Raw genomic sequence first — 15,533 nt, 5'->3', positions numbered from 1 at the left:
TAAAGCGATGTTTGGCGAGAAGTTCTTTGATCGGCAGAGTCCGATGGTGCTTGTGCTGGGGCTCGGTGAATCCGGCCTGGCGATGACGCGATGGTGCGCGCGTCACGGGTGCCGTCTGCGCGTGGCCGATACCCGCGCCACGCCGCCGAACCTGTCCGAGCTCGCAGTGCATGGCATCGATGCAGAGTTTGTCGGTGGTGAATTCACGCCGGCGCTGCTTGATGGCGGTATCGAGATTGTTGCAATCAGCCCGGGACTGTCGCCTCTGGCTGATGATTTGAGGCCGCTCCTCGACGCCGCGCGGGAACGCGGCGTCCCTGTGTGGGGCGAGCTGGAATTGTTCGCGCAAGCGTTGAAGTCGCTTGGCGCGAACGGCTACGTGCCCAAGGTAATTGCTATTACGGGCACCAACGGCAAGACCACGACGACCGCGCTGACCGGGTTGTTGTGTGAACGTGCCGGCAAGACCGTGGCGGTGGCGGGAAACATCAGCCCGGCGATGCTGGACAAATTGAGTGAAGCAATCGACAACACCGCGTTGCCCGATGTCTGGGTGCTGGAGTTATCGAGTTTTCAGCTTGAGACAGCACACTCGTTCGCGCCGGACGCTGCTGCTGTGCTGAACATTACGCAAGATCATCTGGACTGGCATGGCGGCCTCGACGCCTACGTTGCTGCGAAGGGCCGCATCTTCGGTGAGAAGACCGTGCGCGTGTTGAATCGTGACGACGCGCGGACCATGGCGCTGGGATCGGGAAATCCCGCGCTGATGGTGACGTTTGGTCTGAACGAGCCGAAGCGTCTCGGCGATTACGGCCTGTTTCGCGAGAACGGTATCGCATGGCTCGCGCAAGGCAACGACCGCGATCTCAGCGATGAACCCGCGCCCGCGCGTCGTCGCAAAAGCGATATTGCTGCCGAGCCGAACGTGTATTCGAAGCGCCTGATGCCCGTCGATGCACTGCGCGTTCGTGGTCTGCATAACGCCGCGAATGCGCTGGCGGGTTTGGCGCTCACACGGGCCATCGATTTGCCTTTGGCATCGCTTCTTCACGGCTTGCGTGAATATCAGGGCGAGCCGCATCGCGTGGAAGTGATCGCGCAAATTGAAGGCATTGATTTCGTCGATGACAGCAAAGGCACGAACGTCGGCGCGACCGTCGCGGCGCTCGATGGCTTGGCGCAAAAGACGTTGTTGATCGCCGGTGGCGACGGCAAGGGCCAGGATTTTTCGCCGCTCGAAGCGCCCGTTGCGCGTTGGTGCCGGGCAGTGATGCTGATTGGCCGCGATGCGCCGCGTATTCGCGAAGCGCTCGCGGAAACGGACGTGCCCTTGCACGACCACGCGACGCTCGAAGCCGCGACGCAGGCGGCCGCAAAGCTGGCACAACCGGGCGATGCGGTATTGCTGTCGCCCGCGTGCGCGAGCTTCGACATGTTTAAAAACTACGCACATCGCGCCGATGTATTCCGGCAAGCGGTGGCTGATATTGCGGCAGAACGGGGAGTGATGCTATGAGCTGGTCCGAACGCTTTGGCTCAAAACTGACCGGTCAACGCAACGCCGTTGCCAACGACAGCGCCACGCTTGGCGGCCGCGCGTCGCGTACGGGCGGCGTGGGCTCGCTGGGTGGCATCGGTGCGCGCGTGGCGGAGCGGGCGAGTGGTATTTCGAGCGCGGTGAACGGCGTGACGCCCATTCGTTCGCGCATGCTCGACTATGACTACTCGCTGTTGTGGGTGACCATCGCGCTGCTCGGGATAGGGGTCGTGATGGTGTATTCAGCCTCCATCGCGATGCCTGATTCACCAAAATACGCGCAGTACAAAGACTACTTCTTCCTGGTGCGTCACCTTGTATCCATCGCGACAGCTGTCGTGGCGTCGATCATCGCGTTCAAGATTCCAGTGTCGACGTGGGACAAGTACGCGGCGAAGTTCTTCTTGGCGTCGCTGTTCCTGCTCGTGATCGTGCTGATTCCGCATATCGGCAAGGGCGTGAACGGCGCGCGTCGATGGATTCCGCTTGGCATTACGAACATGCAGCCGTCGGAAATCATGAAGCTCGCCGTAACTATTTACGCGGCCAACTACACGGTGCGTAAGCAGGAGTTCATGAACAGCATCGGCCGCGGCTTTTTACCGATGGCCGTCGCGGTAGGTTTCGTCGGCGCGTTGCTGCTGCTCGAACCGGACATGGGTGCGTTCATGGTGATCGCGGTCGTCGCCATGGGTGTGCTGTTCCTCGGCGGCGTGAACGCCAAGCTGTTCGGCGGCCTGGTGGCAACGGCCGTTGGCACGTTTGCATTGCTCGTGTGGGCATCGCCGTGGCGTCGTGAACGGATCTTCGCTTACCTCGATCCGTGGGACGACCGCTATGCACAGGGCAAGGCGTATCAGCTCACGCACTCGCTGATCGCGTTCGGCCGTGGCGAATGGTTTGGTGTGGGACTGGGCGGCAGTGTCGAGAAGCTCAACTATCTGCCGGAAGCGCACACCGACTTTATCCTCGCGGTGATCGGCGAAGAACTCGGCTTTGTCGGCGTGCTGGTCGTGATCCTGCTGTTCTATTGGATCGTGCGGCGCGCGTTTGAAATCGGCCGTCAGGCGCTCGCGCTCGACCGTACGTTTGCTGGTTTGATGGCGAAAGGAATCGGCCTGTGGTTCGGTGCGCAGACCTTCATCAACATGGGCGTAAACCTCGGTCTGTTGCCGACCAAAGGCCTGACCTTGCCGCTGGTGAGCTACGGCGGTTCGGGCATCTTGCTGAACTGCGTCGCGATCGCTGTGCTCATGCGCGTGGACTACGAAAACCGGGTGCTCATGCGTGGAGGAAAGGTATGACGGTTTCGACGTCATCGCGCGCAGGCACGCTGATGGTGATGGCCGGCGGCACCGGGGGACACGTGTTCCCGGGGCTCGCGGTCGCTCACTGGATGCAGGCGCGCGGCTGGCGTGTCGTGTGGCTCGGCAACGCTTCGGGCATGGAAGCGACGCTCGTGCCGAAGCACGGTATCGCGATGGAATTTGTGCGCTTTGGCGGCGTGCGCGGCAAAGGCATCAAAACGAAGCTGATGCTGCCCGTGAACCTGCTGCGCGCATGTTCGCAAAGCTTGCGCGCGCTGCGCACGGTGAAGCCGGACGTGGTGCTCGGCATGGGCGGATACATCACGTTTCCGGCGGGTTTGATGTCGAAGCTGAGCGGCACGCCGCTCGTGCTCCACGAACAGAATTCAATCGCGGGACTGGCTAACAAGGTGCTCGCGCATATCGCCAAACGCGTGCTGGTCGCGTTCCCGAACGCGCTGCCGAATGCTGAATGGACCGGAAATCCAATTCGTGCGGAACTTGCTGAGGCTTTGCCACCCAAAGAACGCTACGCCGCACGCAATGTCGATGCTAAAGCGCGTCTTAACGTTCTGGTCGTCGGGGGCAGTCTGGGTGCAGCCGCTTTGAATGAAACCGTACCGAAAGCGCTTGCGTTGCTCGATCCTGCGACGCGTCCGCGCGTCGTTCATCAAGCGGGCGCGAAGCATATCGATGCGTTGAAAGTGAACTATGCGGCAGCGGGTTTGACATCGGACGAAGACGTGCAGCTCGTGCCGTTTATCGACGATATGGCGAGCGCCTATGCCGCAGCGGATCTCGTGATTTGCCGCTCGGGTGCGATGACCGTATCGGAGATCGCGGCCGTTGGCGTGGCGGCGTTGTTCGTGCCGTTCCCCTTCGCTGTCGATGACCACCAGACCACCAACGCCGCGTTCCTCGCCAATGCGGGTGCGGCCCACTTAATACAACAGCGCGATTTGTCGGCGGAAAAACTCGCTGGCTGGTTGCGCGAACAGACTCGCGAGACGCTTGCCTCAATGGCCGGGAAAGCACGCGCTTTGGCGAAACCCGACGCGGCTGAACGCGTCGGCCGGGTCTGCGCCGATGTAGCCGGCTTGAGCGCGCTGATGCAAGCGCCGAAGGAAATCCAGCCATGAAACATATCGTCAAACACATTCACTTTGTCGGCATCGGCGGCGTGGGGATGAGCGGCATCGCGGAGGTGTTGCTCAACCTCGGCTATCAGGTCAGTGGTTCGGACCTGACGAGCAACGGCATAACCGATCGCCTCGCCACGCTGGGCGCACGCGTGGCGATTGGGCATCGTGAAGAGAACATCGACGGCGCGAATGCCGTGGTCGTGTCGACTGCTGTTCGCTCCGATAACCCCGAAGTGCTGGCCGCGCGCCATCGCCGCATTCCGATCGTGCCGCGCGCCGTGATGCTCGCGGAACTGATGCGCCTGAAGCAGGGCATCGCGATTGCCGGTACGCACGGCAAGACCACGACCACGTCGCTGGTCGCCAGCGTGCTGGCCGCGGGCGGACTCGATCCTACGTTCGTGATCGGCGGCCGTTTGATCAGCGCGGGCGCGAATGCGCGGCTCGGTACGGGCGATTTCATCGTGGCTGAAGCCGATGAATCGGACGCGTCGTTCCTGAATCTTTTCCCGGTGATCGAAGTCATCACGAACATCGATGCCGATCACATGGACACCTACGGCCACGACTTCGCGCGGCTGAAGCAGGCGTTTATCGAGTTTACGCATCGGCTGCCGTTCTACGGCATCGCAGTGCTGTGCGTCGATGATCCGAACGTGCGTGAAATCCTGCCGTTTGTATCGAAGCCGATCATCCGATACGGCCTGGGTGCCGAAGCGCAAGTGCGCGCGGTGAACGTGGAAGCGCACGACGGCAAGATGCATTTCACGGCGCTGCGTGAAGATGCAACGCCGTTGGACATCGTGCTGAACCTGCCGGGCACGCACAACGTGCAGAACGCTTTGGCCGCTATTGCAATTGCGACTGAACTTGAGGTCTCCGATGCCGATATCCAGAGGGCATTGCAAGAATTTACCGGTGTAGGCCGGCGTTTTCAGCGCTACGGCGAAGTGAAGGTGAAAGCGTCTGAAGGCGGCGCGTACACGCTGATTGATGACTACGGTCATCACCCGGTCGAGATGGCCGCGACGGTCGCGGCGGCGCGCGGTGCATTTCCGGGCCGTCGTCTTGTGCTCGCGTTCCAGCCGCATCGATACACGCGCACGCGCGATTGCTTCGAAGACTTCGTGCGGGTGTTGTCCACGGTCGACGCCCTCGTGCTCACCGACGTCTACGCGGCAGGCGAAGCGCCGATCGTCGCCGCCGATGGCCGCGCGTTGGCGCGTGCGATTCGCGTAGCGGGGAAAGTGGAGCCCGTGTTTGTGGAAACGGTGGACGAGATGCCGGACGCGATTGCCACGCTGGCGCGCAATGGCGATGTAGTGATCACGATGGGTGCGGGTTCTATCGGCAGCGTATGCGGCCGATTGACAACACAAGTTCAGGATTCGAAGGTTTTGAAATGACAAGCAACGTAATCGACCCGAAGGTGTTCGGCAAAGTGGCCGTGCTGCTTGGCGGGGAAACGGCTGAGCGCGAGGTATCGCTGAATTCGGGACGTCTGGTGCTGCAAGGATTACGCGATGCCGGCATCGATGCACATCCGTTCGATCCGGCGGAACGGCCCTTGGCCGAGTTGAAGTCCGAAGGGTTTGCGCGAGCGTTTATCGCGTTGCATGGCGGCTATGGCGAGAACGGCCAGTTGCAAGGCGCGCTCGATTTCTACGGCATCAAGTACACAGGTAGCGGTGTATTGGGCTCGGCACTCGGCCTCGATAAATTCCGCACGAAGCTGGTGTGGCAGCAAACCGGCGTGCCCACGCCGCCGTTTGAAGTCGTGATGCGCGGCGACGACTACGAAGACGCGGCGCAGCGGAGCATTGCGAGACTCGGTTTGCCGCTGTTCGTGAAGCCGGCGAGCGAAGGATCGAGCGTGGCCGTGATCAAGGTGAAGAGCGCGGAAACGATGGTGCCGGCGCTGATCGAAGCGGCGAAGTTCGACAAGGTCGTGCTGGTCGAGAAAAGCATTGAAGGCGGCGGTGAGTACACGTGCTGTATCGCGGGCGACCTGGACTTGCCGATCATCAAGATCGTGCCGGCCGGCGAGTTCTACGACTACAACGCGAAGTACATCGCCGACGACACGCAATACCCGATTCCCTGCGGTCTCACGCCTGCCGACGAAGCGCGCATGAAGCAGCTTTCGCGCCGCGCGTTCGACGTGCTCGGCTGCACGGACTGGGGCCGCGCCGATTTCATGATGGACGGCGACGGCAATCCGTACTTCCTGGAAGTGAACACGGCTCCGGGCATGACGGATCACTCGCTGCCGCCGAAAGCGGCGCGTGCGGTCGGCATCAGCTACAAGGATCTGGTGGTGAAAGTGTTGTCGTTGACATTGCAAGACTGAACTGAAGCAGACGAAATCGAACATGTGGAATAACGCTCGCCAGCTGAACCTCACGGCCAACGCACTGCACGTATTACTCGTGTTCGTGCTGCTTGGAGCCGCCGGTTACTGGGCGATCCAGCGGCCGGAGTTCCGCCTGCGCGAGATCCAGATTGACGGCGACACGTTGCACATCAATTCGCCGACTGTGCGTGCAAGCGTGGTGGGGCATTTGAAGGGCAACTACTTCACCGTCGATCTCGATGCAGCACGCACCGCGTTCGAACAAATGCCGTGGGTGCGCCACGCGAGCGTGCGGCGTGTGTGGCCGAATGCGCTGGCGGTGACGCTGGAAGAATTCAAGCCGCTCGGCACGTGGGGAACGGATCAACTGGTGAGCGTGGACGGGGACCTGTTCACGGCCAACCAGGGCGAGCTCGATGACGACCTGCCCGCGTTCGAAGGGCCGGATGGATCGGCGAAAGAAGTGGTGGCGCGCTATCACGATTTCACGAAGTGGTTTGCGCCGCTCGACGCGCATCCGGAAGAAGTCATCTTGTCGCCGCGATATGCGTGGACAGTGAAGCTTTCCAACGGCACGCAGATCGAATTGGGGCGCGAGCGCAATCAGGACACGTTGTTCGATCGCAGCAAACGGTTCGTGGCGGCGTGGCCGGCGGTGACGGGGCGGTGGGGAAATGACATCGAGTACGCGGATTTGCGCTATCCGAACGGCTTCGCAGTCAAGGCAGCCAACATGCGTTTTATCAGCGACACCGACAAAGCGAAGAAGTAAGCAGACATCACAGGCAATGAGCACCCTATGAGCAAAGACTACAAAGACTTGCTGGTCGCCCTCGACATCGGGACGTCGAAGGTGGTGGCTATCGTCGCCGAATTGAAAGGCGAAGGCCACTACGAGGTGATCGGGCTCGGCCAGAGCGATTCGAAGGGATTGAAGAAGGGCGTGGTGGTGAATATTGAAGCCACCGTCCAGTCAATCCAGCGCGCGCTCGAAGAAGCCGAACTGATGGCCGATTGCAAGATCACGAATGTGTTCACCGGCATCGCCGGCAGCCACATTCGCAGCTTCAATTCGAGCGGCATGGTTGCCATCAAGGACAAGGAAGTTACGCAGACCGATGTGGCGCGCGTGATCGAAACGGCCAAGGCAATCAACATCCCGACCGATCAGCAGGTGCTGCATATCCTGACGCAGGAATTCATCATCGACGGCCAGGAAGATGTGCGCGAGCCGATCGGCATGAGCGGCATCCGGCTGGAAGTGAAGGTGCACATCGTGACGGGCGCGGTGAGCGCGGCGCAGAACATCGTGAAGTGCGTGCGTCGATGCGGCCTCGAAGTGAACGACCTGATCTTGCAGCCGCTGGCTTCGTCGCTGGCGGTGCTGACGGAAGACGAGAAGGAACTTGGCGTGGTGCTGGTTGATATCGGTGGCGGCACGACCGACATCGCCATCTTCAGCGAAGGCGCGATTCGTCATACGGCGGTGATTCCTATCGCCGGCGACCAGATCACAAGCGACGTGGCCATGGCGCTGCGTACGCCGACGCCCGATGCCGAAGATATCAAGGTGAGCTACGGGATCGCGAAGCAGGCGCTGGCTGACCCGGACGAAATGATCGAAGTGCCGGGACTGGGCGAGCGCGGTCCGCGCACGCTCTCGCGGCAGGCGCTGGCGGCTGTTGTCGAGCCGCGCGTCGAAGAACTGTTCTCGCTCGTGCAGCAGGTCGTGCGCGAGTCGGGCTACGAAGAATTGCTGAGCAGTGGCGTAGTGCTGACCGGCGGTGCATCGATGATGCCCGGCATGGTCGAACTCGGCGAAGACATCTTCCTGAAGCCGGTGCGTATCGGCGTGCCCGAATACGCGGGCGGTCTGGCCGATGTCGTTCGCAATCCGCGCTATTCCACCGCGATGGGTTTGCTCGTCGAAGGCCGTTCGCAACGCATGCGCGGCCGCAAGGTCGCTGTGCAATCCGGATCGATGGGACAGGTTTTGGGACGCATGAAAGATTGGTTCCTGGGAAATTTTTGAACACAAAGAATTCGCGCTGGTGCCGGCGGCTGGCGCGCGACAAGAGGTTGCCCGATCTCTTGCCGAATAACGCCGATTTTCATTCTTGACGGAGGCAATATGGATTTCGAAATGCTGGAAACGGAAACCAACGGAACGATCATCAAGGTCGTTGGTGTTGGTGGTGCAGGCGGTAATGCAGTACAGCACATGATCAACCGCGGGGTCCAGGGCGTGGACTTCATCGTGATGAATACGGATGCGCAAGCACTCGCGCGTTCGCGTGCCACTCAGGTGATCCAGTTGGGCAATACGGGTCTCGGAGCTGGCGCGAAGCCGGACATGGGCAAGGCCGCAGCGGAAGATGCGCGTGAGCGTATTGCCGATGCGTTGCGCGGCGCGCATATGGTGTTCATCACCGCAGGCATGGGTGGCGGCACGGGTACGGGTGCAGCACCGGTCGTGGCTCAGATCGCGAAGGAAATGGGCATCTTGACGGTGGGCGTAGTCAGCAAGCCGTTCGAGTTCGAAGGCGGCCGCCGCATGCGCGTGGCTGAAGCGGGATCGCAGCAACTGGAGGATCACGTCGACTCGCTGATCGTCGTTCTGAACGACAAGCTGTTCGAGGTGATGGGCGATGACGCGGAAATGGACAAGTGCTTCCAGTGCGCTGACGATGTATTGAACAACGCTGTTGCCGGCATTGCGGAAATCATCAACGTCGACGGGCTGGTCAACGTCGACTTCGAAGACGTGAAGACGGTGATGGGCGAGCAAGGCAAGGCAATGATGGGCACGGCGACGGTTGCCGGTGTCGATCGCGCGCGTCTTGCTGCTGAACAAGCGGTCGCAAGTCCGCTGCTGGAAGGCGTGGATCTGTCGGGTGCGCGTGGCGTGCTGGTGAACATCACGTCGAGCCGTTCGCTGCGTTTGTCGGAAACGCGTGAAGTGATGAACACGATCAAGTCGTATGCAGCAGAAGATGCGACCGTGATCTTCGGGGCGGTGTATGACGACGCAATGGGCGATGCCTTGCGCGTGACGGTGGTGGCAACGGGTCTTGGCCGCGCAGCGAAGAAGCAACAAGCTGCACCGATGACCTTGCTGCGTACGGGCACGGACAACGCGCCGATCGCGCACGCACAGCACAGCTATGCGCCGCAGCAATCGAACGGCACGGATTACGGCGCCCTGGATACGCCGGCTGTGTGGCGTTCGTCGCGTGAAACGGCCGCTTCGCACGTGCAGGCGCTGCAGGAAAAGGGCGTGGATACGTACGACATTCCGGCGTTTTTGCGTAAGCAAGCCGACTGATGATTTTACCGGGCGGCTGTTTTTGTAGCTGTTTTTGTATTAAGCGCCCAAAGGTAAAAGCGTCAGCAAAGGTCGTGCTGTCTCAGGTTTCGGGCCGCGTCTTCTGGACGCTGGACTGTGGCTGAGTGACCGCCTCAATTGCGTTCATCATCGTCTATATTGGGATGAGATCGAACTGGGAGAGCGGGTGTCGCGCGACGACATTGAATGCATGATGTATGACGAATCAAGCGGTAAATCGCTGGCGTGACCAGCACTGACTTAGTGAAAGGCAGATCCATGATCAAGACAGGTGAAACGCTGCCCGACGAACGCCTTTTCGAATTTATCGATGTGGCGACGGAAGGTTGCGCCGTGGGACCGAATGGTTTCTCGGTGCGCGAGCGGACGGCGGGCAAGCGCGTGGTGATCTTCGGATTGCCGGGCGCGTTCACGCCCACCTGTTCCGCCAGGCACGTGCCAGGTTTTATCGACAATGCAGAGAAGTTGGCTGCGGCGGGTATCGATGAAATCTGGTGTGTCTCCGTCAACGACGCGTTCGTGATGAGCGCGTGGGGACGCGATCTCCAAACCTCGGGCAAGGTGAAGATGATCGCCGACGGCAGCGCGCGTTTTACTCGAGCACTCGGCCTGGAGCAGGATTTGTCGGAGCGTGGCATGGGAATTCGCTCCCAGCGCTACGCCATGGTGGTCGATGACAGCGTGGTCAAGACGCTGAATGTCGAAGCACCCGGCAAGTTCGAAGTCAGCAGCGCTGAGAGCGTATTGGCGACGTTGAGTTAATGTTTGAAGCAATGTTGAGCTGATGTCGCGCTCATTTCAGGACGGAGACCGGGCCGAAAAGCGGCCCGAAGCGCGGGTGTCGTGTTGCATTCGTGCCACATAAAATGCCGTCCGATCCGTCTCTTGAAATACGCCGCAACAAAGTCTTAACAAAGCCGTAACGCGGTGCCGATGTCCGGGAATGCCTCCATTCCGGCCATCGGCCCAACCCTGCTGGTTTTCGCGTCGCAGAGCATCTGGCGTACCGAAATTACCCGGTAACTTGGAGAAACAAGTTGCAAGGCTCCTCCCGGGACGACGCGAAGCGATTAGAGTATACTCCGCGCTATTGAATACAAATTCACGATTGATTCTCTCAATCGAGAGTCACAATCGAAGCGAAAAAATCATGTTGAAGCAGCGAACCATTAAAACCATCGTCAAAACCGTCGGCATCGGCCTGCATTCGGGCCGCAAGGTGGATTTGACGCTTCGGCCCGCGCCGGCCAATACCGGTATCGTCTTTGCGCGTATCGACCTGCCTGTTGCGGTCGACATTCCGGTGTCGGCCATGGCTATCGGCGACACGCGTCTGGCGTCGGTATTGCAGAAGGACGGCGCGCGCGTATCGACCATCGAGCATTTGATGTCGGCGTGTGCTGGTCTGGGTATCGACAATTTGTATGTCGATGTCACGGCTGAAGAAATTCCTATTATGGATGGCAGCGCTGCTTCGTTCGTGTTTCTGATTCAATCGGCGGGTATTGAAGAGCAGAACGCGGCAAAGAAATTCATCAAGGTGACGAAGCCGGTTGAAATCCGCGACGGCGATAAATTCGCGCGTCTCGATCCGTATTTCGGCTTCAAACTGAAGTTCACCATTGATTTCCGCCACCCGGCTGTTGATAAAACCGGTCAGGCGCTTGAAGTTGATTTCGCGAATACATCGTATGTTCGGGATATTGCTCGGGCACGAACGTTCGGTTTTGCGCATGAAGTTGAAATGATGCGCGAACTCGGTTTGGCGCGTGGCGGCAGTATGGACAACGCCATCGTGCTCGACGAATACCGGATTCTGAATAACGACGGTTTGCGTTATGAAGACGAATTTGTGAAGCACAAGATGCTGGACGCAATCGGCGACCTGTATGTGGTCGGTCATCCGTTGCTGGCGTCTTATGCGGCATATAAAGGCGGCCACGCCTTGAATAACATGTTGTTGCGGGAATTACTGGCGCACGAAGACGCGTATGAAATCGTGACGTTCGAAGATAAGCAAGCGGCGCCGCGCGGTTTCGCTTTCGATACCCAGACGGCGTTTGCGTAAAGTGTAGTTAGTAAGCGAGAATGAAAATGAGTGGCTGCTTTCGAGCGCCGCTCATTTTTTTTGTGTTTTCGCGTGATGACGCGCGGCCATTTTAGCGAGCGCTTCCTGAAGCGGCGACGGCTCCAGGGTTTCGGCGAGCGTTTGCAGCGCGTCGGCCCCGGCGGCGGACATCAGCGCTTGTTTCGGCGGCACGACGTCTTTCATCGCTTGCGGGCGCACGCGAATCTTCAGCGCATTGACGGCCCAGCCGCGTTGCTGCAAGTCGACCAGGAGACGCGGTTCGATGTGCCGAAGGCGCGCAGCGAGCGCGTTGTGGCCGGCGAAAAGGGCCAGTACACCGTCTTTAATGAAACCCGGTTCCACATTGGCTCCGAGATAATCGGGCAGCAGCGCAGCCAGGTCCCGTTGCAGCGCCGTGACCTGCTCGACACCGGCGCGCAGCGCGAGAAACTCGCTGGTGCGGCCGAGCACTTCGGTCAGCGCCTGCGGCTTGCGGGGATCGAAGCGTGGCGGGGGCCTTGAATTCGGCGGAAATCGGCTCATTTTTCAATCTGTGGGGCTGGCGGCGATGCACTGATTGTAACGCTGCGCACCGTGCGGCATGGCGGCGCGCTTGCCGCTTTGAAAGGCTCCGGCGTGCCGTTGGCCGATATGCCACAAACGATGCGCACGCAAGCTCCATCGGGGCCGCGTGCTAAAATCCCCGATTCGATTTCACCCATGGACTTAAGCCGCCGAGGTTCCCCGAACTGGGACGCAGCCAGCGCGCTCTAAGCCGATACCGCGACGCAGACACTGATCCGATGACCACCGGTTTCCTCCAAAAGTTTTTTGGCAGTCGCAACCAGCGCCTAGTCAAGCAGTACCAAAAGACCGTTGCGGCGATCAATGCTTTCGAGCCGACGATCGAGCAGTACACGGACAAGCAACTGCGCGCGAAGACCGACGAGTTCCGGCAACGCGTGGCGAGCGGCGAATCGCTCGACCGGCTGCTGCCCGAAGCGTTCGCTGTGTGCCGCGAGGCCAGCAAGCGCGTGCTGAAGATGCGTCACTTCGACGTCCAGTTGATCGGCGGCATGGTGCTGCATTACGGCAAGATCGCGGAAATGCGCACGGGCGAAGGCAAGACGCTCGTCGCCACGCTGGCCGCGTATCTGAACGCGCTGTCCGGGCGCGGCGTGCACGTGGTCACGGTGAACGATTACCTCGCGCAACGCGACGCCGAATGGATGGGCAAGCTCTACAACTTCCTCGGGTTGTCGTGGGGCATCAACCTGTCGCAGATGGAACACGCGCAGAAGCAGGAAGCGTATGCCGCGGACATCACGTACGGCACGAACAACGAGTTCGGCTTCGACTACCTGCGCGACAACATGGTCTACGAGACCCACGCGCGCGTGCAGCGTCCGCTGAATTTCGCGGTGGTCGACGAAGTGGACTCGATTCTTATCGACGAAGCGCGTACGCCGCTCATTATTTCCGGCCAGGCCGAAGATCACACCGAACTCTACGTGCGCATGAATGCGCTGCCGCCGCTGCTCGAGCAGCAGATCGGCGAAGAGAAGGCGGACGGCACGGGCGTCGAAAAGGTGGGCGACTACACGCTCGACGAAAAAGCGCGTCAGGTTTTCCTCACGGAACAAGGTCACGAAAAGGCCGAGCGTCTGCTGGCCGAATGGGGCCTGATCGGTGAGGGCGAGAGCCTTTACGCGGCGCAAAACATCACGCTGATGCACCACGTGTACGCCGCATTGCGCGCGCACACGCTGTTTTTCCGCGACCAGCATTACGTGGTTCAGGGCAATGAAGTTGTGATCGTCGACGAGTTCACCGGCCGCATGATGACCGGTCGACGCTGGTCGGACGGCTTGCATCAGGCCGTGGAAGCCAAGGAACACGTCAAGATCCAGAACGAGAACCAGACGCTTGCGTCCATTACGTTCCAGAACTTCTTCCGCATGTATTCGAAGCTGTCCGGCATGACGGGTACGGCGGACACCGAAGCGTACGAATTCAACGAGATCTATGGCCTGGAAACGGTCGTGATCCCGACGAACCGGCCGCCGAAGCGTATCGACAAGCAGGATCAGATCTACAAGACCGCGAAGGAACGCTACGACGCCGTGACGCGCGATATCCGCGATTGCGTCGAGCGCGGACAGCCGGTGCTGGTGGGTACCACGTCTATCGAGGCGTCGGAATTGCTGTCCGGTCTGCTCACGCAAGCCGGTCTAAAGCACGAAGTGCTGAACGCGAAGCAGCACGCACGCGAAGCGGCGATTGTCGCGGAAGCGGGACGGCCGGCGGCGGTTACCATCGCGACAAACATGGCCGGTCGCGGTACGGACATCGTGCTGGGCGGCAATGTGGAGAAGCAGTCGTCGTTTATCGAGGCGGACGAAGCGCTCTCCGACGAAGAGAAGCAACGCCGCATCAAGCATCTCGAGGACGAATGGCAAGCGCTGCACGACCGCGTGAAGGCGGCGGGCGGGCTGCACATCATTGGTACGGAACGGCACGAGTCGCGTCGTATCGATAACCAATTGCGCGGTCGCGCCGGACGTCAGGGCGACCCGGGTTCATCGCGGTTTTATCTGTCGCTCGACGATCCGCTTTTGCGTATCTTCGCCGGCGATCGCGTGCGCTCGATCATGGACCGCCTGAAGATGCCGGAAGGCGAGGCGATTGAAGCGGGCATTGTCACGCGTTCGATTGAATCGGCGCAGCGCAAGGTGGAAGCGCGCAACTTCGACATTCGCAAGCAATTGCTCGAATACGACGATGTATCGAACGATCAGCGCAAGGTGATCTACCAACAGCGCAACGAATTGCTCGAAGCAACGGACGTGGCCGAGACGATCACCGCCATGCGCCAGAGCGTGATTACCGAGGTGACGCGCACGTACGTTCCGGCGGCAAGCATTGAAGAGCAATGGAGCGCGCCGGAACTGGAAGAAGCGCTGCGCAACGAGTGGGCACTCGATCTCGCCGTTCAGGAAATGATCAACGAGTCGAATTCCATCGACGCTGACGAGATTCTGGAAGCCGTTGTTGCCGCCGCCGATGAAAGCTATGAAGCCAAGGTCGCGCTGGTTGGACGTGAATCGTTCAGCGCGTTCGAGCGTTCGATCATGCTGCAGACGCTCGACAGCCGTTGGCGCGAGCACTTGGCCGCTCTGGATCACTTGCGTCAGGGCATTCATCTGCGTGGTTATGCGCAGAAAAATCCGAAGCAGGAGTACAAGCGCGAGGCGTTCGAACTATTCGCCGCCATGCTTGATTCGGTGAAGCAGGAAGTCACGCGGGTTGTGATGAACGTGCAGATCCAGTCGCCGGAACAGCTTGAAGAAGCCGCTGAACAGTACGAGGAACGGGGCAGCCATCTGGAGAACGTGTCGTTCCAGCACGCGGATTTCACCGATGGCGCCGCGCCGGCGGCAGCCGTCGCAGCAGACGCCACTGCGCAGATGATCAATCAGGCAATGGCATACGGCGACGACACCACGGTTGCGACGCGCGTGGCAACCGACGACGTGCCGAAGGTCGGACGTAACGACCCGTGCCCATGCGGCAGCGGCAAGAAGTACAAAAACTGTCACGGCAAGCTCGCATAATTGGCGGTTTGGAAAGCGTAGGTAAGTAACAAAGAGCATTAGAGACAGGCGACGCAGCGATGCGTCGTTTGTCTTTGGCAAGCTGGTTTTGGTATCCCCGGATGTCTGTCTTTCAAACAAGCCGGGCTCCGTTTCTTTCATCTCCGTGTCGTTGCGTTTTTTG

General features: G+C 60.1%; 12 protein-coding genes. 11 read left to right on the top strand and 1 reads right to left on the bottom strand.

The annotated features are described in order from the left end of the window. Positions 1-7: 7 nt before the first annotated feature. From murD to lpxC, 10 genes are all read left to right on the top strand, one after another. A complete protein-coding gene (gene murD / locus ACMX25_RS10370; protein ID WP_414949657.1) occupies positions 8-1,519 on the top strand; it encodes a UDP-N-acetylmuramoyl-L-alanine--D-glutamate ligase in 1,512 nt (503 codons plus the stop codon). Beyond that, the gene (ftsW, locus tag ACMX25_RS10365; RefSeq protein ID WP_414949656.1) at positions 1,516-2,844 is read left to right on the top strand and encodes a putative lipid II flippase FtsW; all 1,329 of its coding nucleotides are present in this window, start codon (positions 1,516-1,518) and stop codon (positions 2,842-2,844) included. Before murD ends, ftsW begins: the two co-directional genes overlap by 4 nt. Continuing rightward, positions 2,841-3,986: an undecaprenyldiphospho-muramoylpentapeptide beta-N-acetylglucosaminyltransferase gene (gene murG / locus ACMX25_RS10360; RefSeq protein WP_414949655.1), complete on the top strand. Its 1,146-nt coding sequence runs from the start codon at positions 2,841-2,843 to the stop codon at positions 3,984-3,986. The genes ftsW and murG overlap by 4 nt, the downstream gene beginning before the upstream one ends. Beyond that, entirely contained in the window at positions 3,983-5,395 is a 1,413-nt protein-coding gene (gene murC, locus ACMX25_RS10355; protein ID WP_414949654.1) for a UDP-N-acetylmuramate--L-alanine ligase, read from the top strand. Before murG ends, murC begins: the two co-directional genes overlap by 4 nt. After that, on the top strand, positions 5,392-6,339 hold the full coding sequence (locus ACMX25_RS10350; RefSeq protein WP_414949653.1) for a D-alanine--D-alanine ligase: 948 nt from the start codon (positions 5,392-5,394) through the stop codon (positions 6,337-6,339). Before murC ends, ACMX25_RS10350 begins: the two co-directional genes overlap by 4 nt. Before the next feature lie 22 nt (positions 6,340-6,361). Beyond that, positions 6,362-7,114, top strand: coding sequence for a cell division protein FtsQ/DivIB (locus tag ACMX25_RS10345; protein WP_414949652.1), 753 nt, complete (start codon positions 6,362-6,364; stop codon positions 7,112-7,114). A 27-nt stretch (positions 7,115-7,141) separates the two neighbouring features. Beyond that, positions 7,142-8,374 (top strand): cell division protein FtsA, encoded by a 1,233-nt coding sequence (ftsA, locus tag ACMX25_RS10340; RefSeq protein ID WP_031360698.1) that lies wholly within the window; start codon positions 7,142-7,144, stop codon positions 8,372-8,374. A gap of 99 nt (positions 8,375-8,473) precedes the next feature. Beyond that, positions 8,474-9,667, top strand: coding sequence for a cell division protein FtsZ (ftsZ, locus tag ACMX25_RS10335; protein WP_089162465.1), 1,194 nt, complete (start codon positions 8,474-8,476; stop codon positions 9,665-9,667). Between the two features lie 279 nt (positions 9,668-9,946). After that, positions 9,947-10,450 (top strand): peroxiredoxin, encoded by a 504-nt coding sequence (locus tag ACMX25_RS10330; protein ID WP_414949651.1) that lies wholly within the window; start codon positions 9,947-9,949, stop codon positions 10,448-10,450. Between the two features lie 388 nt (positions 10,451-10,838). Further along, the gene (lpxC, locus tag ACMX25_RS10325; protein ID WP_414949650.1) at positions 10,839-11,756 is read left to right on the top strand and encodes a UDP-3-O-acyl-N-acetylglucosamine deacetylase; all 918 of its coding nucleotides are present in this window, start codon (positions 10,839-10,841) and stop codon (positions 11,754-11,756) included. Positions 11,757-11,807: 51 nt separating this feature from the next. Here lpxC and ACMX25_RS10320 read toward each other — a convergent pair whose 3' ends face one another. Further along, positions 11,808-12,299, bottom strand: coding sequence for a DciA family protein (locus ACMX25_RS10320; protein ID WP_414949648.1), 492 nt, complete (start codon positions 12,297-12,299; stop codon positions 11,808-11,810). Between the two features lie 260 nt (positions 12,300-12,559). Between ACMX25_RS10320 and secA the strand changes: the two genes are divergently transcribed. Then, complete coding sequence (gene secA / locus ACMX25_RS10315; protein WP_414949647.1) at positions 12,560-15,370, top strand: preprotein translocase subunit SecA; 2,811 nt, start codon at positions 12,560-12,562, stop codon at positions 15,368-15,370. Positions 15,371-15,533: the final 163 nt, after the last annotated feature.

This window comes from Caballeronia eucalypticola (genome assembly GCF_047608185.1).
In the GTDB taxonomy this organism is placed as follows: Bacteria; Pseudomonadota; Gammaproteobacteria; order Burkholderiales; family Burkholderiaceae; genus Caballeronia.
This window is presented reverse-complemented; position numbering and strand designations above follow the sequence as displayed.

Coding starts and splice junctions, on each gene's coding strand:
- murD (WP_414949657.1), top strand. CDS start 8: ATGTTTGGCGAGAAGTTCTTTGATCGGCAGAGTCCGATGGTGCTTGTG.
- ftsW (WP_414949656.1), top strand. CDS start 1,516: ATGAGCTGGTCCGAACGCTTTGGCTCAAAACTGACCGGTCAACGCAAC.
- murG (WP_414949655.1), top strand. CDS start 2,841: ATGACGGTTTCGACGTCATCGCGCGCAGGCACGCTGATGGTGATGGCC.
- murC (WP_414949654.1), top strand. CDS start 3,983: ATGAAACATATCGTCAAACACATTCACTTTGTCGGCATCGGCGGCGTG.
- ACMX25_RS10350 (WP_414949653.1), top strand. CDS start 5,392: ATGACAAGCAACGTAATCGACCCGAAGGTGTTCGGCAAAGTGGCCGTG.
- ACMX25_RS10345 (WP_414949652.1), top strand. CDS start 6,362: ATGTGGAATAACGCTCGCCAGCTGAACCTCACGGCCAACGCACTGCAC.
- ftsA (WP_031360698.1), top strand. CDS start 7,142: ATGAGCAAAGACTACAAAGACTTGCTGGTCGCCCTCGACATCGGGACG.
- ftsZ (WP_089162465.1), top strand. CDS start 8,474: ATGGATTTCGAAATGCTGGAAACGGAAACCAACGGAACGATCATCAAG.
- ACMX25_RS10330 (WP_414949651.1), top strand. CDS start 9,947: ATGATCAAGACAGGTGAAACGCTGCCCGACGAACGCCTTTTCGAATTT.
- lpxC (WP_414949650.1), top strand. CDS start 10,839: ATGTTGAAGCAGCGAACCATTAAAACCATCGTCAAAACCGTCGGCATC.
- ACMX25_RS10320 (WP_414949648.1), bottom strand. CDS start 12,299: ATGAGCCGATTTCCGCCGAATTCAAGGCCCCCGCCACGCTTCGATCCC.
- secA (WP_414949647.1), top strand. CDS start 12,560: ATGACCACCGGTTTCCTCCAAAAGTTTTTTGGCAGTCGCAACCAGCGC.